19 protein-coding genes and 1 tRNA gene are annotated in these 16,121 nt (G+C 65.5%); 6 read left to right on the top strand and 14 right to left on the bottom strand.

Annotated features, from left to right (window positions below):
- Positions 1-9: 9 nt before the first annotated feature.
- Positions 10-1,080 (bottom strand): alpha/beta fold hydrolase, encoded by a 1,071-nt coding sequence (locus AC3WT0_RS02940; protein WP_492751340.1) that lies wholly within the window; start codon positions 1,078-1,080, stop codon positions 10-12.
- 110 nt (positions 1,081-1,190) lie between these two features.
- Here AC3WT0_RS02940 and AC3WT0_RS02945 point away from each other — a divergent pair.
- Positions 1,191-1,265: transfer RNA gene (locus AC3WT0_RS02945), tRNA-Val, on the top strand.
- A gap of 71 nt (positions 1,266-1,336) precedes the next feature.
- Here AC3WT0_RS02945 and cpdR read toward each other — a convergent pair.
- A complete protein-coding gene (gene cpdR, locus AC3WT0_RS02950; protein WP_492751342.1) occupies positions 1,337-1,708 on the bottom strand; it encodes a cell cycle two-component system response regulator CpdR in 372 nt (123 codons plus the stop codon).
- Between the two features lie 122 nt (positions 1,709-1,830).
- On the opposite strand from cpdR, the gene AC3WT0_RS02955 reads away from it, so the two are divergent.
- On the top strand, positions 1,831-2,679 hold the full coding sequence (locus tag AC3WT0_RS02955) for an N-formylglutamate amidohydrolase (RefSeq protein WP_492751344.1): 849 nt from the start codon (positions 1,831-1,833) through the stop codon (positions 2,677-2,679).
- A gap of 233 nt (positions 2,680-2,912) precedes the next feature.
- Here the strand turns inward: AC3WT0_RS02955 and AC3WT0_RS02960 are convergent, their stop codons facing one another.
- Positions 2,913-3,692 (bottom strand): SapC family protein, encoded by a 780-nt coding sequence (locus AC3WT0_RS02960; protein WP_492751346.1) that lies wholly within the window; start codon positions 3,690-3,692, stop codon positions 2,913-2,915.
- Between the two features lie 59 nt (positions 3,693-3,751).
- The gene (locus AC3WT0_RS02965) at positions 3,752-5,185 is read right to left on the bottom strand and encodes an FAD-binding oxidoreductase (protein WP_492751348.1); all 1,434 of its coding nucleotides are present in this window, start codon (positions 5,183-5,185) and stop codon (positions 3,752-3,754) included.
- 66 nt (positions 5,186-5,251) lie between these two features.
- Between AC3WT0_RS02965 and AC3WT0_RS02970 the strand changes: the two genes are divergently transcribed.
- The 4 genes from AC3WT0_RS02970 (at position 5,252) to AC3WT0_RS02985 (ending at position 7,929) form a co-directional block, all read left to right on the top strand.
- A complete protein-coding gene (locus AC3WT0_RS02970; RefSeq protein ID WP_492751350.1) occupies positions 5,252-5,698 on the top strand; it encodes a hypothetical protein in 447 nt (148 codons plus the stop codon).
- Between the two features lie 82 nt (positions 5,699-5,780).
- On the top strand, positions 5,781-7,169 hold the full coding sequence (locus AC3WT0_RS02975) for a DEAD/DEAH box helicase (RefSeq protein WP_492751352.1): 1,389 nt from the start codon (positions 5,781-5,783) through the stop codon (positions 7,167-7,169).
- Positions 7,166-7,366 (top strand): DUF1289 domain-containing protein, encoded by a 201-nt coding sequence (locus tag AC3WT0_RS02980; RefSeq protein ID WP_492751354.1) that lies wholly within the window; start codon positions 7,166-7,168, stop codon positions 7,364-7,366. Before AC3WT0_RS02975 ends, AC3WT0_RS02980 begins: the two co-directional genes overlap by 4 nt.
- A 56-nt stretch (positions 7,367-7,422) precedes the next feature.
- Complete coding sequence (locus tag AC3WT0_RS02985) at positions 7,423-7,929, top strand: thioredoxin family protein (RefSeq protein ID WP_492751850.1); 507 nt, start codon at positions 7,423-7,425, stop codon at positions 7,927-7,929.
- Between the two features lie 6 nt (positions 7,930-7,935).
- Here AC3WT0_RS02985 and AC3WT0_RS02990 read toward each other — a convergent pair whose 3' ends face one another.
- From AC3WT0_RS02990 to AC3WT0_RS03035, 10 genes are all read right to left on the bottom strand, one after another.
- Positions 7,936-8,235 (bottom strand): antibiotic biosynthesis monooxygenase family protein, encoded by a 300-nt coding sequence (locus AC3WT0_RS02990; protein WP_492751356.1) that lies wholly within the window; start codon positions 8,233-8,235, stop codon positions 7,936-7,938.
- Complete coding sequence (gene tgt, locus AC3WT0_RS02995) at positions 8,232-9,353, bottom strand: tRNA guanosine(34) transglycosylase Tgt (protein ID WP_492751358.1); 1,122 nt, start codon at positions 9,351-9,353, stop codon at positions 8,232-8,234. The genes AC3WT0_RS02990 and tgt overlap by 4 nt, the downstream gene beginning before the upstream one ends.
- A gap of 61 nt (positions 9,354-9,414) precedes the next feature.
- Positions 9,415-10,320, bottom strand: coding sequence for a bifunctional helix-turn-helix transcriptional regulator/GNAT family N-acetyltransferase (locus AC3WT0_RS03000; RefSeq protein ID WP_492751360.1), 906 nt, complete (start codon positions 10,318-10,320; stop codon positions 9,415-9,417).
- Between the two features lie 35 nt (positions 10,321-10,355).
- Complete coding sequence (locus tag AC3WT0_RS03005; protein WP_492751363.1) at positions 10,356-10,847, bottom strand: EF-hand domain-containing protein; 492 nt, start codon at positions 10,845-10,847, stop codon at positions 10,356-10,358.
- Positions 10,844-11,884 carry a tRNA preQ1(34) S-adenosylmethionine ribosyltransferase-isomerase QueA gene (gene queA, locus AC3WT0_RS03010; protein WP_492751365.1) on the bottom strand — a complete coding sequence of 347 codons (1,041 nt, stop codon included), beginning with the start codon at positions 11,882-11,884 and terminating at the stop codon, positions 10,844-10,846. The genes AC3WT0_RS03005 and queA overlap by 4 nt, the downstream gene beginning before the upstream one ends.
- Before the next feature lie 23 nt (positions 11,885-11,907).
- Positions 11,908-12,603: a peptidylprolyl isomerase gene (locus AC3WT0_RS03015; RefSeq protein WP_492751367.1), complete on the bottom strand. Its 696-nt coding sequence runs from the start codon at positions 12,601-12,603 to the stop codon at positions 11,908-11,910.
- 83 nt (positions 12,604-12,686) lie between these two features.
- A complete protein-coding gene (gene coaD / locus AC3WT0_RS03020; RefSeq protein ID WP_492751851.1) occupies positions 12,687-13,190 on the bottom strand; it encodes a pantetheine-phosphate adenylyltransferase in 504 nt (167 codons plus the stop codon).
- A gap of 15 nt (positions 13,191-13,205) precedes the next feature.
- Positions 13,206-14,120: a polyprenyl synthetase family protein gene (locus tag AC3WT0_RS03025; RefSeq protein WP_492751368.1), complete on the bottom strand. Its 915-nt coding sequence runs from the start codon at positions 14,118-14,120 to the stop codon at positions 13,206-13,208.
- The gene (locus AC3WT0_RS03030; RefSeq protein WP_492751369.1) at positions 14,110-14,358 is read right to left on the bottom strand and encodes an exodeoxyribonuclease VII small subunit; all 249 of its coding nucleotides are present in this window, start codon (positions 14,356-14,358) and stop codon (positions 14,110-14,112) included. The genes AC3WT0_RS03025 and AC3WT0_RS03030 overlap by 11 nt, the downstream gene beginning before the upstream one ends.
- A 31-nt stretch (positions 14,359-14,389) precedes the next feature.
- Positions 14,390-16,093, bottom strand: a complete 1,704-nt coding sequence (locus AC3WT0_RS03035; protein WP_492751370.1) for a long-chain-fatty-acid--CoA ligase — start codon at positions 16,091-16,093, stop codon at positions 14,390-14,392.
- Positions 16,094-16,121 lie beyond the last annotated feature (28 nt).

Raw genomic sequence — 16,121 nt, forward strand, 5'->3', positions numbered from 1 at the left:
CCCCGCGCGCTATTCCGAGCGGGCGAGCAGGTCGATCAGTTCCTGCTTCCAGAATTTCGCCCAAGTGTGCGTGCCATGCCCCCGCGTGTCGACGCTGGCGGGGATGAGGACGAAGCGGCCCTTGGGCAGGCGCTTGGCCGCGGGCTCGGCGATGCCCAGATCATAGGGGTTGATGAAGTCGTCGGCCGAATTGACCCAGGTGACGGGCATGGCGGCGCGCTCCAGCCCCGCGATCGGGTTATAGGTACGCGAGGCGTCGATCTGGTAGATCAGATCGTTGGCGTCGGTGCTCTTCATGTAGCTCGTCACGCGCTCTTCCATATAGGTGCCTGCGGCATCGCGCGTGGGATAGGCCTTCTGCAGATAAAGCGGCGCGGCGCCCGCCACGGTCAGCAGGCTGGCCGCCGTGCGCAGCCCCTGCGCAGGCTGAGCCTGATAATCGCCATTGGCCCAGGCCGGATCGGCCTTGATGCCGTTGATCGCGCCTTGCCGCCACATGCGGTTGAGCCCGGCAATCTCCACGGGCAGGCAGGCGAGCGGCATCATCGCCTGGATCATCTCGGGATGCGCCTCACCCCAGACGAAGCCGTGCATACACCCCATCGACGTGCCCATCAGCAGGCGAAGCCTCTTCACCTTCAGCCCATCGACCAGCAGGCGGCGCTGCGCCTCGACCATGTCGGCATAATCATATTTGGGGAATTTCATCCGCAGCCCGTCGCTGGGCTTGGACGATTTGCCGTGGCCGATGCCGTCGGGAAGGATGATGTAATAGCGACTGATGTCGAGCGGCTGGCCGGGGCCGTAAAGCTCCTGCGCGAATTGCGGCGCGAGGAATTGCCGGCCGGTGCCGCCGGTGCCGTGGAGAATCATCACCGCGTTGACGATCGCACCGCTCGCGTCGCGGCGCGGCGTGCCAAGCGTCGCATAATGGATATTAAGCGCCGGAATCCGTTCGCCCGATTCGAACGCGAAATCGCGAATCACGAAATCGCCGTCCTTCAGTTGCGCGGCGTAATCGACCTGCGCCGCAGCCGGAACCGCGAGAAAAGCAAGGAAAAGGGCGAAAAGGTGACGCATCAGGCTCTCCCGGAAAGGCTGCGGCGCGACACTATGGCGCATCAAGAAAAGCACAAGGCGATGATGGTGCTTGCGCCGCCGCGCGAGCCCCGCTAAAGCGCCCGCCTCACGGGCGTGTAGCTCAGTGGTAGAGCACTGTGTTGACATCGCAGGGGTCGCAAGTTCAATCCTTGCCACGCCCACCATAAAACCCGCCATTCCAATGGAATGGCGGGTTTTATTATATGCCAATCTGAGAATTGGAGAAGTGTCCGGCTCAGCCGAGCGCAGTGCCCATTTCGAACATGCGATCGATCTCGTTGACCAGATCGCGCAGGTGGAAGGGCTTCGATAGCACCTTTGCCTGCGGCATCGCCGAGCCTGCCTTGAGCGTGACGGCTGCGAACCCCGTGATGAACATGACGCGCATGTCCGGCGCGATTTCGCTCGCGCGCTGCGCAAGCTCGATCCCGTCCATCTCGGGCATGACGATATCAGTGAGGAGCAGATCGAATTTGCCCGGCCCAATCAGCGGCATGGCGGCAGTACCGCGATCGACCGCGACGACCAAATAGCCAGCCTTCTCCAATGCGCGAGCGAGATACTCACGCATGATGTCATCGTCTTCGGCCAGCAATATGCGGATCATCGCCCCCTCGCGTCAGCGCCAGCCCATGCGGCGCACCCTGCCCCTCTATGATGCAAGCATTTAATTTTTTCCAGCCGGAGAGATGGTTGACGCCACGGCTCCAATCCCCAAGATCAACCTTAATGTTCGATTTCATCGCCCCGGAAGGCGCACCGACGCCGGTCATCGTCTCCGTACCGCATGCCGGCCGCACCTATCCCGACGACATCGCCGCGCTGCTGCGCGTGCCCCCGGTCAAGTTGCGCGCGCTCGAGGATCGCCATGTCGACCTGATCGCGGCGCGGGTGTCCGGGACCGGTGCCGCGCTGCTCGTCGCGCGTACGCCGCGCGCCATGATCGATCTCAATCGCGCCGAGCGCGACGTCGACCCTGCGATGATCGATCCTCCGATCGGGCTTGGCGCAAGCGCATCCGCCAAGGTGCGAGGCGGATTGGGGCTGGTGCCGCGCCGGCTGGCCGGTATCGGCGACCTGTGGCAGGCGCCCTTGCCGCGCGCCGCGCTCGACGAGCGGATTGCGACAGTCCACCGCCCCTATCATACCGCGCTTGCGAAGCTGCTGGCCGAGCGCCAGACGCGCTTTGGCGTGGCTGTGCTGATCGACCTGCATTCGATGCCACCGATCGTCACACAGGAAGGATCGGACGTGCCGGACATCGTGATCGGCGACCGCTTCGGCAACAGTGCGGGCGATCGCTTCACCGCCCGGCTGCGCGTCGAATGTGAAGCCGCGGGGCTGAGCGTCGCCGAAAACAGCCCCTATGCCGGGGGGCACGTGATCGAACGCCACGGCGCGCCGGGACGCGGCATCCATGCCGTGCAAGTCGAGGTCGACCGCCGGCTTTACCTCGATCCCGCGCTCGTCGAGCCCGACCCGACAGGCATCGCGCGCATGACGCGGCTCGTCGCCACGCTGGCCAGCGCGCTTGCCGAGGAAGCGCTGGACGGCGGCCTGCCTGTCGCCGCCGAATAACTCACCAAGAAAAAAGCCACCCCGTGCGATGCACGGAGTGGCCTAGGTTCAGGGAGGAGGTACATCCCGAAGGACGTACCGACCGGCGGGGGTGAAAGGGGGGGAACACCCCGGCGGGTCATCCGATATATGGATCGGAGGTCTGTGACTTTCAAGACACGCCCGCAATTTTTTTGTGCGGGCGCGTCTCGGCAGACGCGAAGGGCCGGTCCCCGAAAGAACCGGCCCGTTTCTTACTGGTCCGCGCCGATCATCATTTCGGGCAGCTTGCCCATCTGGACCTGGCGATCGAACATCTCGCTGAGCAGGCTGAGCGAGAAGAAATGCGCGTGGATGAGCGACAGTGCCCCATTTTGCTGCCACTTGCGAAGCTGGTCGCCGCGCGCATTCTGGAACTTGTCCTGATTGATCATCTGGAAGCCGCGATAGAGGAAGGGCTTGTCGTTCCCCGTCTGCTCGATCTTGATCTCTCCATCCATCAGCAGGTCGGCCTGCTTCAGCTCGTTCATGAAGAAGGCGGTGTGCGCGGCGCGCGTCTCGAAATCCTCGCAGAACTTCAGGATGAACTGCGTGACTTCAGCCGGCTGGCCGTCCTCGGTGAACAGCGCATCGCCGTCACCGTCGGGCGCGATCGCGTCGGCCGTGGGATCGAAGCAAAGCGACAGTTCCTCGGCCTGCGGCTGAAGGCGGGCGAGAATGAAGGGATAGCGGCGAATATAGGCAGGCACATAGGCCTCGCGGCGCATCGTGCCGTCTTCCGCGATCACGGTGTTCATGCCGGCATTGAGCGCCATGAGGGCGATCGGCACCGGATTTTCGCCGAGCGTGAAGACGATCGGATAGTGGCGCTGGATTTGGAAGAATTCATCCGTGGTTACCGGCACGGCGTGTTCGGTCGACGCATAGGGCGCCGTGTCGTTACGGCGTACCTTCCAGTCGCGATGATCGTCGCTCGAGAGCGGAACAAGGTCTTTATAGAGCAGCGGAAGGCCGACCGGCGGCAAGCTGGCCATGTGGAAATCTCCGAACATTATCGTTGTGCTTCCCGGCATGCGCCGGCTGGGGTTGCCGTCTATGGCGTCGGCGTGCCGGGCGCAAGGCGCACCAGCTTTCCGGGGTTCATGATCCCGGCGGGATCGAGCGCGTGCTTGATCGCCCTGAGCGCAGCGAGACGCGCCGGATCGCTCAGCCTTTCAAGCTCGTCGAGCTTCATCTGGCCGATACCATGCTCGGCCGAAATCGATCCGCCCGCGGCGACCACCATGTCGTAGACGCGGTGGCTGGCCACCTTTCCTTCGCCCTCGACCCAATCGCGCGGCGCGCCTGCGGGCGCCCGAACGTGGAAATGGACGTTGCCGTCACCCAGATGGCCGAAAGCCGTAGCATGCGCGCCGGGAAACTCGGCTTCGATCGCGGCGGCGGCGGAAATCATGAAATCGGGCATCGCGGCGACGGGAACCGAGATATCATGCTGATTGGCCGGGCCTGCGGCGCGCTCCGCTTCCGAAATGCTGTGCCGCAGATGCCAGAGCGCTTCTTCCTGTGCATGGCTTGAAGCCACCACTGCATCGTCGCCCAATCCCTCGCTCAGCGCCTCTGCCAATGCTTCCTCAAGCGCGAGGCGCGCCATGCCGGCGGCGCCGACATGCTCGATCAGCGCATTCCATGGCCATGCACCGTCCAGCGGCGCGCGCGTGCCGGGAATATGCTTCAGGACCAGGGCGAGCGAATCGGCGGGCACGAGCTCGAAGCTCTCGATCGATTCGGGAAGCGCTTTTTCGAGCCTGCGGAGCAGCGCAAGCGCGACCTGGGGGCTCTGCATTCCCACCCAGGCGACCGCGCGATCGGGGATTGCGGGCACGAGACGCAAAGCGACGGCGGTGATCAGGCCCAGCGTCCCTTCCGCGCCGATCAGCAGCTGCTTCAGATCATAGCCGCGATTGTCCTTCCTGAGCGGCGACAGACCGTCGAAGATCGAGCCATCGGGCAGTACCGCCTCGACCCCCACGACCAGCGCCCGCATGGTTCCGAAACGCAGCACCTGCGTGCCGCCGGCATTGGTCGACGTCAGCCCGCCGATCGTCGCCGATCCCTTGGCGCTGAGCGAAAGCGGAAAGCGACGCCCCTGCGCTTCGACCGCGTCATGGAGGTCGGAGAGGATGACGCCAGCCTCGGCAATGGCGAGATTATCTTCCGGCGAAATAAGGCGGATCCGGTTCATCCGCCGCGTCGAGAGGATCAGTGCGCTGCCGTCCGCGGGCGGGGTCGCCCCGCCGACCATCGATGTGTTGCCGCCCTGGGGGACGAGCGGAACACCTGCATCATCCGCAATGCGGATCGCGTCCGCCGCCTCTTCGGTCGATGCCGGTGCGACGATCGCCGGGCTTGAGCCATGATAGCGCCCACGCCAGTCGCTGAGCCAGGGCGCAATATCCTGCACATCGGTGATCAGCCCCTTGGGGCCAAGCCGCGCGGCGAGACGGTCGAGCAGGGCGGAATCGATCATGCCGACGCCTTAGCCCAACCGGACAATTAATCCCATGTTCAACCGCGCTGACGCATCGCCGGGTCGATGGCATCCATCGGAATCCGGATCGCGGCGGCGGCAGCCACGCTGGTCGGCGCGGCTGCGCCCGCGCAACAGGCGCCGCTTTCCTATGCCCAGCTCACCATCCGCCAGAGCGTGATCATCCGCGTGCCTATGGCGAAGCAGCGCCCGGAAGCGCCCGTGGAATGGAAAGAGCGCAGGGGGCCGTCGTGCATCGCAGCCGCCGATCTGGCTGGCGCGCAGATCAATTCCAGCGATCATGTCGACCTGATCCTGCGCGGCGGCGCGCGGCTGCGCGCGACGTTGCACGACAACTGCCCGGCGCTGCGCTATTATTCGGGTTTCTATCTGCGGCCGGGCGACGACGGGATGATCTGCGCCGATCGCGACACGCTCCACACCCGATCGGGCGGCGAGTGCGAGATCGACGCCTTCCACCTGCTGACACCCAAAAAAGGCAAAAAGCGCTGAAAACTTGACAAGCGCGCGCCCTTTCACCAAGCGCTGACCGTCCGGCACAGGGGCCGGCGCCATCCATATTTCCGGAAACGCGATGAGCTTTGCCGATCTCGGCCTGTCTGACGAATTGATGCGCGCGGTTGGAGAGGCCGGCTATAACGAGCCGACGCCGATCCAGCGCCAGTCCATCCCCAGCGTCCTCATGGGCCGCGACCTGATCGGCATCGCGCAGACGGGCACGGGCAAGACAGCTGCCTTCGTGCTGCCGATGATCGACATTCTCGGCCATGGCCGCAGCCGCGCGCGCATGCCGCGCTCGCTGATCCTAGAGCCGACGCGCGAGCTGGCCGCGCAGGTTGCCGAGAATTTCGAGAAATACGGCAAATATCACAAGCTCTCGATGGCGCTGCTGATCGGCGGTGTTTCGATGGGCGACCAGCAGAAGGCGCTGGAAAAGGGCGTCGACGTGCTGATCGCGACGCCGGGCCGTCTGATGGACCTGTTCCAGCGCGGCAACATCCTGCTCACCGGCTGCAACCTGCTGGTGATCGACGAGGCCGACCGGATGCTCGACATGGGGTTCATCCCCGACATCGAGGACATCTGCTCGAAGCTTCCCAAGAACCGGCAGACGCTGCTGTTCTCCGCGACCATGCCGCCGCCGATCAAGAAGCTGGCGGACAAGTTCCTCAACGAACCCAAGTCAGTCGAGGTTGCGCGCCCCGCGACCGCCAATGCGCTGATCGAACAGGCGCTGGTGCCCGTCACGTCGCGCAACAAGCGCGATACGCTGATCGACCTGCTGTCGGCCGAGGACCTGCGCACCGCGATCATCTTCGCCAACCGCAAGACGACGGTCCGCGACCTTGCGACCGCGCTCAAGCGCGCGCGCTTCGCCGTCGGCCAGATCCACGGCGACATGGACCAGCCCGAGCGGCTGCGCGAGCTCGATCGCTTCAAGACGGGCGAGATCAATATCCTCGTCGCCTCCGACGTGGCGGCGCGCGGGCTCGACGTGAAGGGTGTCAGCCACGTCTTCAACTATGACGTGCCCTGGCATCCCGACGACTATGTCCACCGCATCGGCCGCACCGGTCGTGCGGGCGCGAGCGGAAAGGCCTTCACGCTGGCCGCCACCGACGATGCGGAGGCCGTCGCCAATATCGAGAAGCTGACGGGGCAGAAGATTCCCCGCCTCGCCAAGGCCAATACGCTCGAGGCCGACGATGCCCCGGCCGACGCGGCACCCGAAAAGCCGGCAAGGAAGTCGCGCTCGCGACGCGGCGGCAAGGACCGGCCGGCCGAAGCGCCCAAGGCAGAGACGCCCAGGGCCGAACAGCCGAAGGCCGCCGAGCGCACGCCGCGCCCCGAGCAGCCCCGGCCTGCACCGCGCCGTCGCGAGGAACGCGCCGACGACGCGCCCGATACCGGCGGCTGGAACGGCCCGATCCCGAGCTTCCTCGACTTCAAGATCGGCGATTGAGCGCGGGCGGCGTCGCCTCGCCCTGCATCAATATCTGCAGGCTCGACAGGACCGGCCGGCTTTGCGTGGGGTGCCTGCGGACGATCGACGAAATTGGCATGTGGGGCGAGGCCAGCGATGCTGAGCGGCGCGCGATCCTCGATGCCGTCGCCGGGCGACGCGCGCTATTGGCGCCTCAAGCAAATCTGCGTCGCTGACCGGCGGGGCGCCTTTTAGGGAAAGCGGCAAAGGAGTCGCCAACCCAATGAAAAAAATGCCCGCTTTCCTCTGCATCGCCCTCCTCGCCTCGGCCGCGCAGCCGGCCTTCGCAGCGCCCGCGCCGCGCGTCGGCATCACCAGCATCAACCAGCTGAGCCAGCCGCTGCCCAAACCCTATGACGAAACCGCCAATGCCGATGCGGCGGTTGCCACCGCGCTCAAGAAGGCGAAGGCGACGCGCAAACGGCTGCTGATCGATCTTGGCGGCAATTGGTGCGCGGATTGCCGTATCCTTGCGGGCGTGATGGAAGAACCATCCCTAAAGAGCTTCATCGACAAGCATTTTGTCGTGGTGACCGTCGATGTCGGCCGCTTCGACAAGAATCTGCAGATCCCGGCGCGCTATGGCATCACCAAGCGGCTCGAAGGCGTGCCAGCGATCCTTGCGGTCGACCCGCGCACCAACAAGCTGCTCAATGCCGGCCGTGTCTCGGCGCTTGCCGATGCGCGGAGCATGAGCCCGCAGGCGCTGGCCGACTGGCTGGCACAATGGGCCGCGTGACGGCGATCAGTCGTTGAAGACGCCGAGCGGGGTTTCCCGCTCGGCCAGCCCTTCGAGCCGTGTGTCGAGCGCTGCATAGTCGACGCCGAAGCTCGCCTTGAAGGCGGCGAAATGCGCGGCCGTCTCCCAGCGATCGACGGTCAGGAAGCAGCCGGGTTGCCCGGCATCGCGCAACAGGCTGGTGCCCAGAAATCCGTCGCCCTGCGCAAACAGCCGGGCCCAATCGCCATCCGCCCGGTAAGCGCGCTCGAAAGCCGCCGCGCGATCGGCGGGGACGATGAATTCCCAGATCAGCACATGGCTCATTGCCCGCCACGATAGCGCGCACGAAAGCCGTCGGCGAATTCCTTCAGCCTGCCTTCGGCGATCGCATCGCGCAGATGCTGCATAAGTCGCTGGTAGTACCAGAGATTATGCTCGGTCATCAGCATCGCACCCAATATCTCGTTCGAGCGGACGAGATGGTGGATATAGGCTTTCGACCAGCCGGCGACCGGCGACTCCGGATCGAGCGGCGACTGATCTTCGGCGAACCTGGCGTTGCGGATGTTGATCGGTCCGTCCCAGGTGAAGGCCTGCCCGGTCCGCCCGCTCCGCGTCGGCATCACGCAATCGAACATGTCGACGCCGCGCTCGACCGCGCCGACGATATCGTCGGGCTTGCCGACACCCATCAGGTAGCGGGGCCGATCGGTGGGAAGCATCGCTGGCGCATAATCGAGCACGCCGAACATCGCCTCCTGGCCCTCGCCCACCGCGAGGCCACCAATCGCATAACCGTCGAACCCGATGTCGCGCAGCGCATCGGCCGAAGCGCGGCGCAACCCTTCGTCGAGCGCGCCCTGCTGGATGCCGAACAGCGCCGAACCCTCCGCATGCGCGCCACCCGCATCGAAGCCTTCGCGCGAGCGCCGCGCCCAGCGCATCGAGCGTTCCATCGCCGCCGCCTGCACCTCGCGCGTCGAGGTGGTGGGGACGAGTTCGTCGAAGGCCATGACGATGTCGCTGCCGATCAGCCGCTGGATTTCCATCGAGCGTTCGGGGCTGAGCATATGGCGCGTGCCGTCGAGGTGCGACTTGAAGGAAACGCCTTCCTCGCTGACCTTGGTCAAATCGGACAGGCTCATCACCTGATAGCCGCCGCTGTCGGTGAGGATCGGTCGATCCCAGCCCATGAAGCCATGCAGCCCGCCAAGCCGCGCGACACGCTCGGCGCCCGGACGAAGCATCAGATGATAGGTGTTGCCGAGGATGATGTCCGCGCCGGCGGCGCGAACGTCGGCCGGCTTCACCGCCTTGACGGTGCCTGCGGTGCCAACCGGCATGAAGGCCGGCGTGCGGATTTCGCCCCGCCGCATGCGGATGACGCCGGTGCGCGCCGCGCCATCGGTCGCGGCGATCGAAAAGGTGAAACGATCGGTCATGGCGCGCGGCTATAGAGGCTGATCCCCCGACGTGGAAGCGGCACTGGCCCGCTCACCACGATCAGGCGAGGCCAAGTTCCCAGGTCTCCCCCTGCTCGGGCTTGCCGAAATCATAATGGACCGAAACGTCGGTGATGACGAAGCCGCGCGCGGCATAGATGCGGCGCGCGCTTTCAAGCACGGTGTGCGTCCAGAGCACGATACGCCGGTAGCCGGTCTCGCGTGCAAAGACGATGCATTGGTCGACCAGCGCGGTGCCGATCCCCAGCCCACGCGCCCACGGCTCGACATAAAGGAGCCGCAGGCGCGCGACCTTCGCGCTTTCCTCGACGATGAAGACCGATCCGGCCATCACGCCGGCGCGCTCGGCGACCCAGCATTGCTCGCGCCCTTCGCGGAAATTGCGCAGGAAGGCCGAGGTGATCTCACCCTGCAGCGCTTCCATCGGGCGGCCCCACCCATAGGGCGCGTAAATGATCGTCTGGCGCGCGGCGATCATGCCCATGTCCCCCGGGCGGAAGGTGCGCAGAGACCAGGGCGCACCGCCCTCGCCGCCCAGCAGCGCACGCGTCGATCCGAGCGCTGCGACCAGAGTGCGCTGATCGGTGTCGGGCAGCGCTTCCAGCCGCGCCGCCGTATGATCGCGCGTGCGCGCATCGAGCGCATCGAACAGAGCGCGGCCATGATCGGTGAGCACGATCGGGCGACTGCGCGCATCCTCGCCGCGCGTGCGGACGATCAGCCCGTTCTTCTCGAAACGGCGAAGGATGCGGCTGACATAGCCCGCGTCGAGCCCGAGTTCGCCTTGTATTTCCGATGCGATCTGCCTTCCTTCACGCGCGATTTCATAGAGGATGCGCGCCTCCGCGAGCGAGAAGTCGCTGTCCATGTAATGCGTGTCGAGCACGCCGGCGAAGCGGGTGTAAAAGCGATTGAAGGCGCGCAGCGCAGCAACGGCATCATCCATGCCGCGCAGCATGGATTATTAGTTGCCAGAGTCAACTATTTCCGCTTGCCCATATCCGGCCGCTTGAAGCGCATGGTCAGCAATTCGGCGCGCGTGATGCGGCCGTCATGGTCCTTGTCATATTCGGCGAAGCGGCGGTCGAACTCGGCCTTGAACTCGTCCCAGCTGATCCGGTCGTCCTCGTTGCGATCGAAATCGAAGCGGCCGGGGAGCGCGCCCTGATCACCCAGCTCGGTTTCCGCCCAGTGGCTGAGCTCGATCAGCGAGATGAAACCATCCTTATTCTCGTCGCCTAGCGCGAAGCTCGCCTTAACGCCCGCGTCGAATTCGGCGCGCGTGACGACACGGTCATGATCGGCATCGAAACTGGCGATGAGGATCGCCGCGGGCGCGGCCATGACGGTGATGCCGGTATCGACGGGGGGAATGGATGGCGGCGCGGGTTGCTGGGCCGGTTGCGCCGGCTGGCGCGCGGCGGCGAGCAGCAGAAGGCAGGCCAGCGCGGCAGCGGGGCGCGTCGTCTTCATCTCGTCTCCGGTGCGGGCAGCAAAAGGCTCGCATCGCCATAGGAGTAGAAACGATAGCCCGTGGCAATGGCGTGGGCGTAGGCGTCCAACATCCTCTCGCGCCCCATCAGCGCGGAGACGAGGACGAACAGCGTCGATTTGGGCAAGTGGAAATTGGTCATCAGCCCGTCGATCGCACGGAAGCGATAGCGAGGTGTGATGAAGATGTCGGTGTCGCCCTCGAACGGGCGGATGACGCCATTCTCTCCGGCTGCGCTCTCGAGCAGGCGCAGGCTGGTGGTGCCGACCGCGATCAGCCTGCCGCCGGCTGTGCGCACTGCGTTGAGCCGGTCGGCAGTGGCGGCGTCGATCCGTCCCCATTCGCTGTGCATGCGATGATCGTCGGTATCCTCGGCCTTGACCGGGAGGAAGGTGCCGGCGCCGACATGGAGAGTGAGCGTTTCACGCCCGACGCCCGCACCGGCAAGCGCCTCGACCAATGCGGGGGTGAAGTGCAGCGCCGCGGTGGGGGCTGCGACCGCACCGGCCTCGCGCGCGAACATCGTCTGATAATCCTCGGCGTCGCGCGCATCGGTCGCGCGCTTGCCTGCAATATAGGGCGGCAATGGCATGGTGCCGGCGCGTTCGAGCAGCAACTCGACAGGCTCGTCGCCCTCGAAGCTGAGCAGCAGGCTGCCATCGTCGCCGCGCGCGCTGGCGATCGCGCTGACGCCTGCCGCGAAATCGATCCTGTCGCCGTCGCGCACGCGCTTGGCATTGCGGACGAAGGCGCGCCAGTCGCGCGGCCCCTCGCGCTTGTGGAGCGTCGCGCCGATCCGCGCATCGCCACGCCGCCCCTCGAGCTGCGCGGGGATAACGCGCGTGTCGTTGAAGACGAGGCAGTCGCCAGGGCGGAGCAGCGAAGGCAGGTCGCTGACGATCCTGTCTTCCCGCGTCCCACCGTCGATCAGCAGCAGCCGCGCCGAATCACGCGGCGACGCGGGCCGCAGCGCGATCGATTCAGGCGGCAGGACGAAGTCGAACAGATCGATGCGCATGGCCGGTCAGCCTTGCGGCCGCATCACTTCTTCGGCTTGGGAGCCGGCTTCGCCTTAGGGGTGGCGAGCGTGGTCGGGGCAGCCGGAAGGTCGGTCTTGAGAGTCGGCGCCGGGGCGAGCGCGACGGGCGGCGGCGGGCCATCCGACTCGATCCACGCTCGGGTAATGCGCGTGGGCGTTTGAGGGGGCTCGCCGCGCGCGATCTGGTCCGCCGCCGTCATGCCACCAATCACCCGGCCGAAGACCGTGTAGCGATTGTCGAGCTGAAGACGCGGCATGAGCATGATGTAGAATTGGCTGTTCGCCGAATCCTTGTCCTCCGCACGCGCCATCGCGACGGCACCGCGCACGTGCGGCAAGTCGTTGAACTCGGCCTTCACGTTGGGAAGTTTGGAGCCGCCCTGCCCCGTACCCTCAGGGTCCCCACCCTGCGCCATGAAGCCTTCGATCACGCGGTGGAAGGTCAGGCCGTTGTAGAAGCCCTGGCGCGTCAAGGTCTTGATCCGCTCGACCGTGAGCGGCGCCTTGTCGGGGCGTAGCTGGATGCGGACGGTGCCGCCAGTCGACAACTCGACGTCCCAGACGTTCTGCGCCTCGACGGGCGGGGGCGCGATCGTCTTGTCGACGAGCTTCTGCTCGGGGGGCAGCTTGTCCTTCTGCTGTGCCGATGCGCCGGAGGCGAGGGCAATCAGGGCAACGGCGCCGATCAGGAAACGCATCGAAATCATCACTCCGGCTTTGGTCGCGTGGCCAATGGCATTGGCGCTAGAATGTGGCGGCTTAGCGGCGACTGAACGCGCGCTCAACTGCCGCGACGCAATCCGACCGCTTCGATCCGCCCGGTCACCTCGGCCTCGACAGCCGGGGAGACGAACCGGTGGATCGCGCCGCCAAAAATCGCGATCTCCTTCACCAGCCGCGAGGCGATGGGCTGAAGCGCGACGTCGGCCATCAGGAACACCGTCTCTATGCGGTTGTTGAGCTGCTGGTTCATCCCCGCCATCTGATATTCATATTCGAAATCGGCGACGGCGCGCAGGCCGCGGATGATGACGCCGGCCCCTTCGCGTTCGGCGAAGGTCATGAGCAGCGAATCGAAAGCAACGACATGGATTTCGCCGTCGATCCCGGCCACTTCGCGGCGAACCATGTCCATCCGCTCGTCGAGCGAGAACATCGGCGACTTCGACGGATTGGTCGTGACGCCGATCACCAGCCGGTCAACGAGCGTAGCCCCGCGCCGGATAATATCCATATGGCCGAGCGTGATCGGATCGAAGGTGCCCGGATAGACGCCTGTCCTTATCAACGCCCTTCTCCCTTATCTGTCGCGATCAAGCGTGAAGCGCGCGATGGCGCGCAGCAAATCGGCTTCCGGCCCATAGGCGCGGAGATGATCGATCGCCTGACCGACCAGCGCCTCGGCCTGCGCGCGTGCGCGATCGCGGCCGAGCAGCGAGAGGAAAGTCGCCTTGCCGGCGGCTTCGTCCTTGCCCAGCTTCTTGCCGGCCAGCTCCTCATTGCCTTCGGCGTCGAGCAGGTCGTCGGCGATCTGGAAGGCCAGCCCGACATCGCGTGCATAGCCACGCAGCCCCGTGCGCCCTTCGGGGGGCACGCGACCCAGAATGGCGCCACCTTCGAGGCTGAAGCCGATCAGGGCGCCGGTCTTGAGCTGCTGGAGGCGCGTGACGGTCGCGAGATCGAATTGCGCGGTTTCCGCCGCGATATCCATCATCTGTCCGCCCACCATGCCGTTGATGCCCGATGCGCGCGCCAGTTCAAGCACGAGTTCGGTGCGGACGAAGGGGTCAGGATGAGTCTCTTCCGACGCCAGCAGCTCGAACGCGAAGGTCAGCAGCGAATCGCCGGCGAGGATCGCCTCGGCCTCGCCAAAGGCCTTATGCACCGTCGGTTTGCCACGGCGCATGTCGTCATTGTCCATCGCCGGCAGATCGTCGTGGATCAGCGAATAGACGTGGATGCATTCGATCGCGGTCGCGACGCGAAGCGCGGCGCGGCGATCGACATTGAACAGCTCGGCAGTCGCGACGACGAGCAGCGGACGCAGTCGCTTGCCGCCGCCGATCGCGCCGTGGCGGATCGCCTCGAACAGGCGCGCGCGGGGATCGTCGGGCACCGGGAAAAGCGTATCGAACGAGTCGTCGATCTCGCGGGCAATGCGTTCCAGCGCCGGCGCGAGGCTGATGGTGGCAGTGGTCACGCGATCACTCTGCATCGAAGGGCTTGAGGCCGGCCGGCTTGCCTTCGCCGCCGAGCACGATCTGGTCGATGCGCGCCTGCGCGGCCTTCAGCCGATCCTCGCAGCGCGCGCGCAGGCGATCGCCTTCGGCATAGAGCTCGATCGACCGGTCGAGCGGCACGTCGCCGCTTTCGAGCTGGGCAACGATCGCCTCGAGGCGCTTCAGGGCATCCTCGAAGGACAGGTTGGCAATGGGATCGGCCGTATCGGACATGCGCGGCTTGTGGAGCGGCCACCCCGCGCGGTCAAGCGGCTGTCGATGCCCCGCCCTTCCCCGCCGCGCGGTCGCGCTCTTCCTGCTGCAATTCCTTGCGGCTGAGCTTTCCGATCATCGTCTTGGGCAGCGCATCGCGAATCTCGACCGCGACGACGCGCTCATGCTTGCCGAGCTGCGGGTTGAGCCAGGTCTTGAGCTCGCCGCCCGTTGCTTCCACGCCCTCGGCCAGTGTGACGAAAGCCTTGGGCATCTCGCCATGATAGGAATCGGGTACGCCGATGACGAGCGCCTCCTTGATCGCGGGGTTGCGATAAAGCACCGCCTCGATCTGGCTCGGAAAGACCTTGAAGCCGCCGACTGCGATCATGTCCTTCACGCGATCGACGATCTTGATGTAGCCGTCTGCATCGATCGCCGCGACATCGCCCGTGCGCAGCCAGCCATCGACAAAAACCGCAGCGTCTTCCTGTGGACGCTTCCAATAGCCCTTCATCACCTGCGGCCCCTTGATGACGAGTTCGCCCGGCTCGCCATCGGCCACGGCCTTGGTCGGATCCTCCTTGTCGACGAGACGGACATGCGTGCCGGGGATGGGCTGGCCGATCGTCCCGTCCTTGTTGAGCGCTTCATAGGGATTTGTCGAAACCACACCCGAGCTTTCGGTGAGGCCATAGCCCTCGACGACGCTGGCGCCCGTGCGCTCCTCGAAACGCGCTTTCAGCTCGGCCGGCATCGGCGCACCGCCCGAGATGCAGGCGCGCAGCGAAGACAGATCGGCTCCGGCGATCTTTGGGTGATCGAGCAACGCCTGATACATGGTCGGCACGCCGGGAAGCGCCGTGCATTTTGCGCGCGCTATCGCCGCCAGCGTCTGCGCTGCGTCGAAACGCGGCAGCATCACGATCTCGCCGCCCCGCAGCACCGTGCGGTTGAGCACGCAGGTATTTGCGAACACGTGGAAGAAGGGCAGCACTCCCATGATCCGGTCTTCCGCATCGGGCTGCGGATCGATCGCCTGCACCTGCCGCGCATTAGCGGTGAGGTTCTGGTGGCTGAGCATCGCTCCCTTGGGCCAGCCCGTGGTGCCGCCGGTATATTGGATGAGCGCGATATCCTTGTCCGGATCGATGGGCGCGGAATCGCCCGATCCGTCATTGTCGATCAGCGCTGAGAAAGCGGTGATGCGCGGATCATGCGGCCGATGGGCGACCTCGCGCGAACGGAACAGGCGATAGAGAACCGACTTGGCTGGTGGCAGGACGCCGGCGACGGAGCCGACCACCAGCCGTTCGAGCGCGCTGTTCTCAAGCACCTTGATCGCCGTCGGCAGCAGCGCCGTGGCGGATACAGTGAAGATCAGCCGCGTGCCTGAGTCCGCGACCTGATCGGCAAGCTCGGCCGCGGTATAAAGCGGCGAGAAATTCACGACCGTCGCGCCGATCGACAGCGCGCCATAATAGGCCGCGACATAATGCGGCACGTTCGGGAGGAAGAGGCCGACGCGATCGCCCGGTGCGATGCCGAGATCGCGCAACCCCTTGCCGACGCGGCGGACGCCGTCCGCTACCTGGTCATAGCTATAGCGCCGCCCGAGAAAATCGAGCATCGGCGCCGGCCCGCGCCGTGCGACGCTGGCAAAGAACATGTCGGGAAGGGACATGGGCGGAAAATCCTGATCCCATGCTGTGGGGTGCTGATACGCCTGACGCCAGACCTGTTCGAGATCGCTCATTCACACGGGTGTAAGTGCGTTGAGCGGT

Source organism: Sphingomonas sp. EU05-FHT14C10 (genome assembly GCF_058790595.1).